This is a genomic window from Cystobacter fuscus DSM 2262, assembly GCF_000335475.2.
Taxonomy (GTDB): Bacteria; Myxococcota; Myxococcia; order Myxococcales; family Myxococcaceae; genus Cystobacter; species Cystobacter fuscus.
Genome location: NZ_ANAH02000015.1, coordinates 17,271 through 29,952, shown reverse-complemented (window position 1 = coordinate 29,952; position 12,682 = coordinate 17,271). Strand labels below are relative to the sequence as shown.

General features: G+C 70.4%; 8 protein-coding genes. 4 read left to right on the top strand and 4 right to left on the bottom strand.

Annotated elements, in window-relative coordinates; translation table 11 throughout:
• Nucleotide 1: 1 nt before the first annotated feature.
• Both D187_RS25565 and D187_RS50330 read right to left on the bottom strand, forming a co-directional pair.
• The gene (locus D187_RS25565) at nucleotides 2–952 is read right to left on the bottom strand and encodes a CBS domain-containing protein (protein ID WP_155893575.1); all 951 of its coding nucleotides are present in this window, start codon (nucleotides 950–952) and stop codon (nucleotides 2–4) included.
• 126 nt (nucleotides 953–1,078) lie between these two features.
• Complete coding sequence (locus D187_RS50330) at nucleotides 1,079–3,223, bottom strand: glycoside hydrolase family 88 protein (protein ID WP_245591821.1); 2,145 nt, start codon at nucleotides 3,221–3,223, stop codon at nucleotides 1,079–1,081.
• Between the two features lie 359 nt (nucleotides 3,224–3,582).
• On the opposite strand from D187_RS50330, the gene D187_RS25555 reads away from it, so the two are divergent.
• On the top strand, nucleotides 3,583–5,505 hold the full coding sequence (locus tag D187_RS25555) for a potassium transporter Kup (RefSeq protein WP_002625658.1): 1,923 nt from the start codon (nucleotides 3,583–3,585) through the stop codon (nucleotides 5,503–5,505).
• A gap of 210 nt (nucleotides 5,506–5,715) precedes the next feature.
• On the top strand, nucleotides 5,716–7,821 hold the full coding sequence (locus D187_RS25550; protein WP_043431538.1) for an HYR domain-containing protein: 2,106 nt from the start codon (nucleotides 5,716–5,718) through the stop codon (nucleotides 7,819–7,821).
• 41 nt (nucleotides 7,822–7,862) lie between these two features.
• Here the strand turns inward: D187_RS25550 and D187_RS25545 are convergent, their stop codons facing one another.
• Entirely contained in the window at nucleotides 7,863–8,597 is a 735-nt protein-coding gene (locus tag D187_RS25545; RefSeq protein ID WP_002625661.1) for a metallophosphoesterase, read from the bottom strand.
• A gap of 309 nt (nucleotides 8,598–8,906) precedes the next feature.
• Between D187_RS25545 and D187_RS25540 the strand changes: the two genes are divergently transcribed.
• A complete protein-coding gene (locus tag D187_RS25540) occupies nucleotides 8,907–10,517 on the top strand; it encodes a golvesin C-terminal-like domain-containing protein (RefSeq protein ID WP_002625662.1) in 1,611 nt (536 codons plus the stop codon).
• A gap of 12 nt (nucleotides 10,518–10,529) precedes the next feature.
• Nucleotides 10,530–11,663: a TolB family protein gene (locus tag D187_RS25535; RefSeq protein WP_002625663.1), complete on the top strand. Its 1,134-nt coding sequence runs from the start codon at nucleotides 10,530–10,532 to the stop codon at nucleotides 11,661–11,663.
• A 10-nt stretch (nucleotides 11,664–11,673) separates the two neighbouring features.
• Here the strand turns inward: D187_RS25535 and D187_RS25530 are convergent, their stop codons facing one another.
• Nucleotides 11,674–12,525, bottom strand: coding sequence for a hypothetical protein (locus tag D187_RS25530; RefSeq protein WP_043431537.1), 852 nt, complete (start codon nucleotides 12,523–12,525; stop codon nucleotides 11,674–11,676).
• Between the last annotated feature and the right edge of the window lie 157 nt (nucleotides 12,526–12,682).

The following is a 12,682-nucleotide window of genomic DNA, read 5'->3' as shown; positions in this document are numbered from 1 at the left end:
TCTATTGGGATGGAGGGGGCGGGCCGCCCTCCCGCTCCCGTGCCTCACCTTGCCGCTCGCGCAGCCAGCGCAGCAGGTCGATGTACGAGAGGATTCCCAGCAGCCGTTCGTCCTCGTCCACCACCGGAATCGCTCCCACCCGCTCGTCGGTGAAGATCTCCAGGGCCTGGGCGACCGACGCCCCGGAGCGCAGGGCGAGCGGATCCGGCGTCATCGCCTCTCCCAGCCGTACCTCCAACGCCTGGCGGGCGGCTCGGGGCCACTCCCGAGCGCTCCCACCCAGCCGCTCGCGCAGGTCGCGCTCGGAGAGGATGCCCACCAGCCGCTCGTCATCATCCACCACCGGCAGGTGCCGCACGTCCGCGTCGATGAGCACCCCGGCCGCCTCCTCCAGCGTCGCATCCGGCCCGAGCGCGAACGGCTCGTGCGTCATCAGCATGTCGACGGGCAGCTCCCACGGGTCGCCGGGCGCGGACAGGTGCTCGCCCGCCATGGCGGCGAGCAGATCTCCATCGGTCAGGATGCCCACCATGCGCTTGCTCGCATCGACCACCGGGAGCGAGTGGACCTGCGCCTTGCGCATCGCCCGCGCGGCCTCGGGAAGGCTCTCGTTCTCGGAGATGCTCACCACGGGGCAGGACAGCAGGTCCCTCACGCGCACCCAGCGCTCCCTGCCGAGCAGGAGTGCCTCCTCGAGGACGTCCATCCGCGTCACCATGCCGACGAGGCGGCTGTTCGCGCCGATGACGGGAAGGTGCCGGACATGGCGGAACTTCTTGAGCAGCCCCTCCAGGGGCAGGGCCTCGCTCGCGTGGAGGGTGGACACCTTCTGGCTCATCACGTCGCGCACACGCAGCCGCGACGTCAGGGGCACGCTGGCATGCTCCCCGGCTTGGGTGGACTCCGGTCGAGCCATGCCGGAGCCGGGTGTTTCCGGATGATGGGATGCCATGGTGCCCTCCTTTAGCGGTGAGCCGCTGTCCTCTCCCACGAAGTTCAGGGTGCCGGAGGCCTGGGGCAATCCGCTCCCGTCCCTTCCTTCGCCGGACTCCCGGGATGACGAGGGACTTCTCGCCCCCTACTCCGCCGGGCGCGCCCCCGGGGCGGGTCCCAGGGTATGGCCCGAGATCTGGAACTCGCCCGCGGTGGTGCTCTTGAGCGTGAGCTGTCCGAGGTCATCGGTCAGGGGGGCGCCAGCGCGGAAGGCGAAGCGGTCCGCCAGCAGCACCTCCGGGCCCGAGGGCGGCTCGAGCCAGATGCTGTACCTCCCGGCGGGCAGGTCGGCCACGATGCGCACGTGGTAGGTGGCGTTGGCCTCGTAGGGCACGGCGTTGGTGGCGGCATACCGGGTGCCGTCGTACGCGTCGAAGACGCCGGCCGGGCTCAGGCGCAGGCTCAGGGCGAGCGCGGCGCGCGACGTGACGAGGGCGGAGCTGTCGGCATAGCCGATGACGCCGTCCAGGGGCCGGGTGCGCGGCGTCACGTCGAACTCGGCCACCAGGACCCCGGTGTTTCCGCCGCCGAGCGCGCGCGTGCCCGCGGCGAAGCCCGGCTGGGAGGACCAGACGCCGCTCACGGTATGGCCGGACACCCGGTACTCCTCGTCCACGGCGCCGCTCTCGAGCACCACCTGGCCGAGGTCATCGATGGGCGGCGCGCCCGTGCGGAAGGCGAAGCGATCCGCCAGGAGGATCTCCGCGCCGCCCGGGGGCGTCACCCAGACGCTGTACTGCCCGGCCCCGAGGTCGGTCACCATGCGGACGTGGTAGGTGGAGAGGGACTCGTAGGGCACGGGGTGGGTGGCGGCGTAGGCGGCCCCGTTGCGCACGTCGAAGAATCCGCTCGTGTTCATGCGGATGAGCATGGAGAGCTGGGAGAAGGCGGTGACGGAGGTGGCGCTGTCCGCGTAGCCGATGACCGCGTCGAGCGGCTGGTCCAGGGGCGTCACGTCGAACTCGGCCACCAGGACCCCGGTGTTGCCGCCGCCAAGCGTGTGCGTGGCCGCGGCGAAGTCGAGGCGCGAGTACCAGTCGGAGGGGAGGGGAGGCCGGGTCTGACGCTGGAACCGGCGCACGGCCTCGAGGAAGTAGTAGTCCCCGTAGACGAGGCTCACGTCCACCTCCTGGCCGGCCGGGAAGTTGCCCACGCCATGCAGCAGGAGGCCGGGGCTGGTGTCGGCCGTGTCCAGGTAGGCCGGGGAGCTGAGCGAGTCGAGCATCCGCAGGGCCGCGTTCCAATACGCCACCTTCTTGTCCGCGTCCGGGACGTAGTTGCTCAGCTCCAGCAGCGCCGAGGCGATGATGGCGGCCGCGGAGGAGTCCTTCTGGGGGGTGGGCGCATCCAGGTCCCAGTTGGGCACGGCGTCCTCGGGCAGCCGGCCCAGGTAGTAGTCGGTGACGCGCTGGGCGGTCTCCAGCATGCGCGGATCCCTCGTGTACCGGTAGAGCAGGGTGAAGCCATACAGGCTCCAGGCGTGCCCGCGCGCCCAGGTGGAGGTGTCCGAGTACCCCTGGTAGGTGCCCCGGAAGCGCCTCGCCCCCGTGTCCGGGTCGTAATCCACCACATGGTAGGTGCTGCCATCCGGGCGCACGAGGTCCGCCTGGGTCCGCAGGGCATGGGTGATGGCCATGTCCCGCCAGCCGGGCTGTCCTCCGTTGCGCGAGGCCCACAGGAGCAGCTCCAGGTTCATCATCGTGTCGATGACCAGCGGCAGGTGCCAGTCCGGGTTCCAGTCGCAACAACTGATGATGCCCACCTGGGGGTTGTAGCGGGTGGCCAGCGAGCCGGCCGCCCGCAGCAGCACCTGTCTGTAATAGTCGTCGTCCGTCAGCCGGTACGCGAGCCCGTAGCTGGGCAGGAACTTGAAGCCCAGGTCGTGCGTCTGCACGTTGTCCTGCTGGACCTCGAGCGGCCGGGTCCAGGTCTCCGCCCGCGTCCTCCAGTCGGGCTCTCCCGACTGGTCGTACATGAGCCAGAGCTCACCGGGGAAGAAGCCCTGGGTCCAACCAATCATGTTGTCGGCGGGAACGAGCAGCCAGGTGCCATCGGGCCGGGAGCTCTTGGGGTACTGACCCACGGGGACCTCTTCCGCCGTGCGCGCGAGCTTCCGCCGGGCGACCTGCGAGATCCTCGACGACGCCGCTTCATCGAACGCCTGGACCGGGCCCGTGGTGAGCGCGCAGCACAGGCCCAGCAGAAGGAAGACCCCGTGTCTTGCTTTCACTCTTCCCCCCATTCCCCGCCTCCGCGTGCGTCAGCGGACAAGATGGTGTGCACGGAGCCGTCTGCTATTGGCCGGGAGGGGTGGGACGGCGTCCACCCCTCAACCCGAGGCCGGGACACCGCCAGGCCCCGGCCGCTCCGTGGGTCGGGAGGCCGAGAGCGCGTCGGGACGGGGCTCCCGCCCCGCGGGGATGGGCGGGAGACCAGGCCGCGCCCCGCCCGACTCACCACGTGCAGTGAGAGGGGGACGGACTCCAGGTGACAAAATCGGAGTTCTATTCCGGTTTTCCTGGAATTATAGGTGACGGAAGGGTGGCAATCTGCTGTTCCCGGGCTGGGGTTGGGCTAGGAGGAGCGCCCATGAGTGCTTCACCATCCTCCCTGCCCTCCGTGCCCTCCGTTCCGGGTGCTCCGGACTCCAACAAAAGGCTCGCCGCCCTGGCGATGGGGGCGTTGGGCATCGTTTACGGGGACATCGGGACGAGCCCGCTCTACGCGCTGCGCGAGTGCTTCACGGGCGAGCACGGCGTGGCGCCGACGCATGACAACGTGCTCGGGGTGCTGTCGCTCATCTTCTGGGCGCTCATCATCGTGGTGTCGGTGAAGTACCTGGTGTTCGTGATGAGGGCGGACAACCGGGGCGAGGGCGGCATCCTGGCGCTCATGGCGCTGGCGATGCAGCGCAAGCGGGGCGAGGAGGTGAAGGTGCGGCCGGTGGTCATCACCTTCGGCCTGTTCGGCGCCGCGCTCCTCTATGGAGATGGGCTCATCACACCGGCCATCTCCGTGCTCAGCGCGGTGGAGGGCCTGAGCGTGGCCACGCCCATGTTCGAGGCCTACATCCGTCCCCTGACGATCCTCGTCCTGGTGGGTTTGTTCCTCATCCAGCGGCATGGCACGGCCGGCATCGGCGCCATCTTCGGGCCCTTCATGCTCCTGTGGTTCCTCTCGTTGGCGGCGCTGGGCGTGAAGGGGATGGTGACGTACCCGGCCGTGTTGGGGGCGCTGTCGCCCCTGAATGGGGTGCACTTCTTCGTGGCGAACAAGGGGCACGGCTTCCTGGCGCTCGGCGGGGTGTTCCTGGTGGTGACGGGTGGCGAGGCGCTCTACGCGGACATGGGCCACTTTGGCGCGAAGCCCATCAAGTTGGCCTGGTTCGGGCTGGTGCTCCCGTCGCTGATGCTCAACTACATGGGGCAGGGCGCGCTGCTCCTGCGCGATCCCAGCGCCGCGCGCAATCCCTTCTTCCTCCTGGCGCCGGACTGGGCGCTCTACCCGCTGGTGGCCCTGGCCACGGGCGCGGCGGTGATCGCCGCCCAGGCGCTCATCTCCGGGGCGTTCTCCATCACCCAGCAGGCCATCCAGCTCGGTTACAGCCCGCGCCTGGAGGTGGTGCACACGTCGGCGGAGGAGCGGGGGCAGATCTACCTGCCGGGCATCAACCTGGCGCTGCTCGTGGGCGTCATCCTGACGGTGCTCGGCTTCAAGTCCTCCACGAACCTGGCGGCGGCCTACGGCATCGCGGTGTCGACGGCCATGAGCATCACCACGGTGCTCGCCTACGTGGTGGCGCGCGAGCGCTGGAACGTGTCGCGCGCGGTGGCGCTGCCGGTGACGGGCATCTTCGCCATCGTGGACCTGTCCTTCTTCAGCGCCAACGCGGTGAAGATCGCCGCGGGCGGCTGGTTCCCGCTGCTGCTCGCCCTGGCGGTGTTCACGCTGATGACGACGTGGAAGCGGGGGCGCGACATCCTGGCCCAGCGGCTGCGCTCGAGCAGCATCCCGCTCACCCAGCTCCTGGAGAGCTTTGGCGACCACCCGCCCGTGCGCGTGTCGGGCACGGCCATCTTCATGACGGGCAACCCCGAGGGCACGCCGCCCGCGCTCCTGCACAACCTCAAGCACAACAAGGTGCTGCACGAGCAGGTGATGCTCTTGACCATCGCCTCCGAGGACGTGCCGCACGTGCCCGGGGAGGATCGCGTGGAGGTCATCCGCCTGGAGTCGGGGTTCGTGCGGGTGATTTCGCGCCACGGCTTCATGGAGAACCCGAGCATCCCGGAGATCCTCAAGCGCGCGCGCGAGAAGGGGTTGCAGTTCAACCTCATGGGCACGTCCTTCTTCCTCGGCCGCGAGACGCTCATTCCGAGCAAGAAGCCCGGCATGGCCATGTGGCGCGAGGCGCTGTTCGCGTGGATGAGCCGCAACGCGCGCAGCGCGACGTCCTACTTCCGCATTCCCCCCAACCGCGTGGTGGAGCTGGGCGCGCAGGTGGAGCTGTAGCCACCAGCGGACGCCGGTACCGCCGTTCCGTCCACGGCTGAACAGCCCGGGAGGGGTTTGGCCGTCCTCGTGCTCGTCGGTCGGGCCCGGGTGGCCTTACTGATGTGCCCCATGCCCCCCCCGCTCTCTCCTCGCCGCTCGTCCGGTGCGTGTGTCCGTCTCGGTCTGTCGTTGTGCCTGCTGTCCTGGCTGTCCTTGGGGACGGCGTGTGTGAGTTACAGCTGGGAGGACGAGCCGCTCGTGCCGCCCCGGAGTGGCCACACCCCGCCGGGCGGTCTGCCGTCCACTGGCAACCCCTCCACGCCCCGGCCCGCTCCCACGACGCCCGGCGAGACGCCCGCGCTGGGGGGCTTCGTCGTGGTCACCGGCGATGACGCCGATGACCTGTGGCACTGCGAGGGCGCGCTGTGTGGTGGGCTCTTCCCCTCGCTCTTCCGCGAGGCGATCTCCCGCTCGCGTACGGGGGGCCAGGGCATCCTCGCCATCGGCGTGAACGGCGAGCAGGCCCTGACGGCCTTCGACAGCTGGAATGCTCCGGCCCAGGGCGGCCCGGGCGCCGCCGTCACCCACGTGCGCTCCACCGAGGACATCTCGCGCGTGGACTTCACCCTCTACGCCTTCGTCTACCTGCCGTCGGCCCAGCAGCACACCCTCGGGGGACTCACCGCCAAGCAGATCGGCGCCCTCAACGAGCGCCAGCCGGACCTGGCGCGCTTCGTCAACGAGCGGGGCGGCTCGCTCATCGCGCTCACCCAGGCGGGTGTCACCGGGGGCTGGGGCTTCCTCCCGCTGCCGCTCACCACCCGTGACACCGAGTTCGACGTCGCCCAGCCGACCCAGGAGCTGACCGCCTTCGCGCCCTCGCTGACGAGCGCGGAGCTCAGCCACAAGTCCTTCCACAACGTCTTCACCGGGCCGAGCGGCTACTCGGGCCTGCGCGTGCTCGCCGTCAACGACGAGGTCTACCACCCGGACAAGGGCCAGCCGGTGATGCTCGGGGGCTCGGCCATCGTCCTCACCGCCGAGGACTGCGCGGATGGGCGCGACAACGACGGGGATGGCGCGGTGGACGGCGCGGACCCGGACTGCCAGGTGTGCGGCAATGGCCGGGTGGATCCCGGCGAGGCGTGCGATGACGGCAACACGGTGGGCGGCGATGGGTGCGGCGCCTCGTGCCAGAACGAGAACCACGCGCCCGAGGTCACCTGCCGCGATGCCACGGTGTGCACGGACCCGGGGCTGTGTGTCGCCACGAGCCCCACGGGGCTGGCCACCGCCACGGATGCGGACGGGGACGAGATCTCCTGGGACACGCACCCGCTGGGCCCCTATGCGCCGGGCACGCATGGCTTGTGCGTCACCGCGTCGGATGGGCGGAAGATCGACTCGTGCTGGTCCAACGTGACGGTGCGCGACTGCGAGGCGCCCCGGTTCACCTGCCCCGCGGACTTCACGGTGGAGTGCTCGGCCGAAGGGAGCGCGCCGGTGTCGCCGCCCGAGGTGGGCGCCACGGACAACTGCGCCGTGGCCCAGGTGACGAGTCCCCAGGGAGGCGAGCTGCCGCTGGGCACGCATGAGCTCGTCTACACGGCGACGGACTCGGCCGGCAACACCGCCACGTGCGCGCCCAAGGTCACGGTGGTGGACTCGCGGCCGCCCTCGGTCTCGTGCCCCGCGCCCATCACCGCCGAGTGCACCGGCCGCAACTCCGCCTACGTGACGCCCGGCGCGGCCCACGCCACGGACTCCTGCACCGAGGCCGCGCTGTCCGCTCCCGAGGCGGACTTCTACCCGCTCGGCGTGAGCACCGTGCGCTACACGGCGCGGGACAGCTCGGGCAACGAGGCCTCGTGCACCTCCACCATCCAGGTGGTGGATCAGACGCCGCCCACGGTGGACGTGACGCCACCCGAGCCCCTGTGGCCGGTGGATCAGCAGTACCGCACGCTGCGCCTGGAGGACTGCCTCACGGTGTACGACCGGTGCAGCGGTGGGCTCACGCAGACGGGGGCCACGGGCGGCATCACCTGCGTGTCCTCGGACGAGCCGAAGGGGAGCGAGCCGGACGTCGTCTTCGTGGACGCCACGACGGTGAAGGTGCGCGTGGACCGCGAGGCCGAGGGAGATGGGCGCGTGTACTCGCTGCACTTCGAGGTGCGGGACGCGGCGGGCAATGTCACCCGGGGGCTGTGCCCGGTGGGCGTGCCGCTGGAGCGCGGTGGGGCGCCCGTGCGGGACAGCGGCGAGCAGTGGCGCTCGTGCCGGAGCGAGGGCGGTGCGCCCTCGTGGAAGCCCCTGGCCTCCCGGGCCCGCTGAGGAGGGCGGCCTCGGGCCCTCTCCGACCCCAAAGGGGCGGGCTACTCGTCCAGCAGCAGGGGCGAGAAGCCCGCCGCGTCGCACGAGGCCAGCACGTAGCGGATGCCGGCCTTCTCCCCGGTGAAGCCCGCGGGGATGCCCCCGGCGTGCAGGTGCCCGTAGACGCACACCTTGGGCTTGTACGCCTCGATGGGCCCGAGGAACGCCGTGGGCTTCTCATTGGCGTAGATGGGCGGGAAGTGCACCGCCACCACGCGCGTGAGGGGCGTGGGGCTCTCCTTCTCCTTCTTCTCCGCCTCCGCGATGGACGCCATCAGCCGGCGCGTCTCGCGCTCCACGTAGCCCGCGTCCCCGGACTCATCACCCATCTCCCCGCCGGGCATGGGCGGAGCCTCGGGCGCGGTCCACAGCCGCGTGCCGGCGATCACCCACCGGCCGATGACCACCGAGCTGTTGTGGAGAAAGCCCTCCATCGTCTTGTAGGGCTCGAGCAGCCGGCGCAGCTTCGACGCCGAGTCGCCCCACCAGTAGTCGTGGTTGCCGCGCACCAGCACCTTGCGTCCCGGCCGCTCGTCCAGCCACTTCAAGTCGTCCAGCACCTCGTTGGCGCGCGTGGCCCACGAGATGTCGCCCACCACGAGCACCACGTCCTCGGGCCGGACCTTCTCGTCCCAGGCGCGTTGCAGGGGCAGGGGGTGATCCGTCCACCCGAAGCGGTGCATGTCCTTGTTGCGGGTGGAGGGCAGGTGGGTGTCGCCGATGGCGAAGAGACGCATGGTGTCTTCTCCTAACCCAAAGCCGCTACCCGCGTCGTCCTCGACGTCCCCCATCTGTCTGCCCTCGGGACGAACGGGGTGCGGGCTGACGGACGTTTCGCCGCATGGCGTTGCACGGGGCGCACGCCCTCCACCATGAATGACGGTCTCAGCCGGGACAGACTCCGCGTCGGAGTGAGGCGTTGGACGCGGTGCGAAATACGGTTCTTTTCTAAAAAATCAGGTTCTGAGAAAGAACCGACTTCCCTTGGGGAAGGGGAAAGAGCATTTTGGCTGCCCTACCCCCAGCCTCGTTCAAGGAGATTGCCCATGCGTCCTTTCCGTCCCCCGATGGTGGCCGCTGTCGCGGCGTTGTGCCTTTCCGCCTGTGGTCCGCAAGACACCGTGGAGAACGCCCCTCCCTCCGCCGTGGAAGACACGCGCACCCCGGAGCAGAGTGAGGCGCAGCGCACGCCCCATGAGCTGAACGAGGCATTTGCCCGGGCGGCCGGTGAGTTCCAGGTACCGGCGGATCTGCTCAAGGCCATTGCCTACGCCGAGACGCGCTTCGAGATGCTCTCCACCCAGCAGGAGTTCGAGGGCATGCCGGCGGCGCACGGTCTGATGGCGCTGCGGGGCGAGAACCTGGCGCGAGGCGCGCGGCTGGCGGGAGTGACGGAGGAGGCGGCGCGCACGAAGCCGGAGGAGAACATCCGGGCGGCGGCGGCGCTGCTGTCGAGCTACGCGGCGCAAGCGGGACTGGACCGGAGCGACGTGGGGGCGTGGGCTCCGGTGGTGGTGAAGCTGAGCGGCATCACGCATCCGGACGCGCAGGCGGAGTACGTGCACCGGGACGTGTACGGGGTGATGCGCAAGGGCATGGTGGCGCGGACGCCGGAGGGCCGGGTGGCGGTGTCGCTGATGCCGAGCGAGGTGGCGGCCCGGTTCGACTCACCGAGGGTGCGCGCGATGCTGGCGGGTCCGGACTACGCCGCGGCCGTCTGGCGTCCCTCGCCCAACTACGGCTCGCGTCCCACGGGTGCCCAGGGCGACGTGCAGATGATCGTCATCCACACGTGTGAGGGCACCTACTCCAGTTGCTGGAGCTGGCTGACGAACTCGGCCTCCGGGGTGAGCGCGCACTACGTGGTGAGGGAGGATGGCGGCGAGATCTCCCAGTTGGTGCGCGAGTCGGACCGGGGCTGGCACGTGGGCGCGTCGTACGATCCCTCGCTCAACGGGGGCACGATGGGCTCGCTGAGTGGCGTGTCGGTGAACCACTTCTCGGTGGGTATCGAGCACGGCGGCTCGGCCAGCCAGAGCTCCTTCCCGGCGGGACAGATCGAGGCGTCGGCGAAGCTCTCGTGCGACATCTCCAAGGGCCAGGCGGTGCCGATCGACAGCTACCACATCGTGGCGCACGGCAAGCTCCAGCCGGCCAGCCGCACGGACCCGGGTCCCAACTGGCCGTGGAGCACGTACCTCAGCAAGGTGAAGAGCTACTGCGGCACCCCCAGCACCACGGCCATCACCGTCGACAGCGACAACGCCCTCAACGACAGCGCCAAGGGCTACATCGAGCTGACGGGCACGTGGGCGTCCGCGTCCTCGACGCCGAACTACTTCGGCTCGGACTACCTCTACGCCGCGACGGAGGCCGTGTCGGAGCCGGCGACGTTCCACTTCTACCTGCCCACGGCGGGCACCCGGACGATCTCCGCCTGGTGGACGTCGGGCACCAACCGCTCGACGGCGACGCCCTTCGTCGTCTACGGGGGCGCCACGAAGCTGGGCTCGGTGAACGTGAACCAGCAGGTGGGGGGCGGGGCCTGGAACACGCTCGGCACCTGGAGCTTCCCGGCCGGATGGAACAAGGTGCAGGTCAGCCGCTGGGCTCCCGCGGGCTTCGTGGTCGTCGCGGACGCCATCCGCGTGCAATAGGCGTGGAACGTGATGACGCGTGAGCGGGTGATGCGGACGGGACGGGGGGGAGCGCGGCGGCTGGCCGTGCTCGCCCTGGCCCTGGCCGGGTGTGGGACGGGGAAGTGTGGCGGGGATGCGTCCGCGCCCCTGTCCCTGGACGAGCGGCGGGCCCTGCCGGGCGTCATCGCCTTCGTGTCCGAGCGGGCGCCCCAGCGCGACGTGTGGCTGGTGCGGCCCACGGGCGAGGAGTCCCAGCTCACGCGTGCTCCCGAGGACGAGTACCCCGCCGCGCCGTCTCCGGATGGCGCGGCGATGTTGGTGGTGTCCGCGGCGGAGGTGCAGGGGCTGCACATGGAGCAGCTCTGGCTCGTGCCGTTGGACGGAGGCCCCCGGGTGAAGGTGACGGAGCCCCGCGGGCGGGCTCGCAACCCGAGCTGGGCGCCGGACGGAAGCTGGCTGGTGGCCGAGTCGGATGCTCAGGGCTTCAGCGACGTGGTGCGGCAGGCGCCGCGCGCGGACGCGGAGGTGCTCGGACTGGCCACGGCGCGCGAGGGCAACTTCGAGCCGAGCGTGTCTCCGGATGGCTCGCGGGTGGTGTTCGTGTCCAGCCGAGAGGGGGACCCGGAGCTCTACGTGATGAAGGCGGATGGGACGGACGTGCGCCGGCTCACCCACTTTCCCCGGGAGGACGTGGCGCCGCGCTGGAGTCCGGATGGGCAGTGGATTTCCTTCCTGAGCGACCGGGATGGGCGCACGCGGCTGTATGTGATGAAGGCGGACGGGACGGAGCTGCGCCCGGTGTCGGCTAGCGCCACGGTGGGTGATGAGCGCGAGCCCGCGTGGAGTCCGGATGGACGCAGGCTGGCGTTCGTCGCGGCCTCGAAGGATCCAAAGGAGACAAAGGCGCGCATCTGGGTGGTGGACGTGGCGGGCGGCGAGCCGGTGGCGCTGACGCGAGGCCAGGCCGTGGAGGATCAACCGGCGTGGAGCCCCGAGGGCAAGCACCTGGTGTTCGCCTCGGAGCGCACCGGAGACGTGGAGCTGTTCCTGATGCGGGCGGACGGCAGCGGGCAGACCCCCTTGACGACGTCCCGGGGCGCGGACTGGCTGCCGCGCTGGTTCATCCCCCGGAAGCCGCTGTCACCGGACGCGGGCGGCCCCTGACGCGAGTGGCTCAGCGCGCGTCGTTGCCCGGCGAGAGCGTGAGCACGAGGGCCGAGCCGGGCGTGACCGCCACGTTGCGGGGCCCGTAATCCTCGCTCCCCTTCACCGAGAGCAGGAAGCTCTCCGGCGCGGTGGCCGAGTGCACGTAGACGAAGAGTCCCGTGGCGCTCGTGCCGTCCTGGGGAGCGCCCTGGAAGTCCGGCGAGGGGTAGTAGATGCGCGAGGCGAGCTCCTCGCGGTCGGGCACCACGACGGCCCCCGCGAGCGGCGCGCCGGAGGCATCCACGACGCGGCCGAGGACGAAGCCCGCGTCGCGCAGGGTGCCCGCCCGCTGAGCGCTGTGGCCGCGGATGGCCGCCTCGCCGATGGCGCGCGTCAGGGCCTGCTCGAAGGACTCGGGCAGGGCCCAGGCGCGCGTGTCGGAGATGTCGGTGCTCGGCCGCGTGCGCATGAGCGCGGTGTCGAAGATGACGGTGGAGCTGCGCACGAGTCCCGGGTGTTCCAGGCGCGCCGCGAGGCTCAGGTGGATGTCGCGCACGCGCACGTTGGACACGGAGAAGGCATGGTCCTCGCCGAGGAGTCCCTCGCCCAGGACGGCGTTCTCGTCATTCACCCCCATGCCCCAGGGTTCCTCGAGGGTGACGGTGAGCCCGTCGAGCACGGGCAGCCGTTGCCCCTGGGCATCGAGCAGGTGTGCGGCCTCGGGAAGCAGCTCGGCGCGGCCGGACACGGAGATGGTCAGGTGATCGAGATCCACCTGGGTACTGCGATTGCCGTTGGGATCCGGAGCGCCACCGGACGAACAGGCGGTGGGGAGCAGACCCACCAGAGCGCAGCAAAGGAGGACATTCGAACGCTTCATGACTGGAAGCCAAGGTCTCCACGCTCTGGCCTGTTGGCAATCCACCCCCCGGGTGCTGGGCGTTGGGCGGAGAACGGACATGGGGACACGAAGAAGGGCCGCCCCCCGTCCTCCAGAGAGGAAGGGAGCGGCCCTTGGAATCCCGGCGAGGGTCGTT

Coding starts and splice junctions, on each gene's coding strand:
- D187_RS25565 (WP_155893575.1), bottom strand. CDS start 952: ATGGCATCCCATCATCCGGAAACACCCGGCTCCGGCATGGCTCGACCG.
- D187_RS25555 (WP_002625658.1), top strand. CDS start 3,583: ATGAGTGCTTCACCATCCTCCCTGCCCTCCGTGCCCTCCGTTCCGGGT.
- D187_RS25545 (WP_002625661.1), bottom strand. CDS start 8,597: ATGCGTCTCTTCGCCATCGGCGACACCCACCTGCCCTCCACCCGCAAC.
- D187_RS25540 (WP_002625662.1), top strand. CDS start 8,907: ATGCGTCCTTTCCGTCCCCCGATGGTGGCCGCTGTCGCGGCGTTGTGC.
- D187_RS25535 (WP_002625663.1), top strand. CDS start 10,530: ATGACGCGTGAGCGGGTGATGCGGACGGGACGGGGGGGAGCGCGGCGG.
- D187_RS25530 (WP_043431537.1), bottom strand. CDS start 12,525: ATGAAGCGTTCGAATGTCCTCCTTTGCTGCGCTCTGGTGGGTCTGCTC.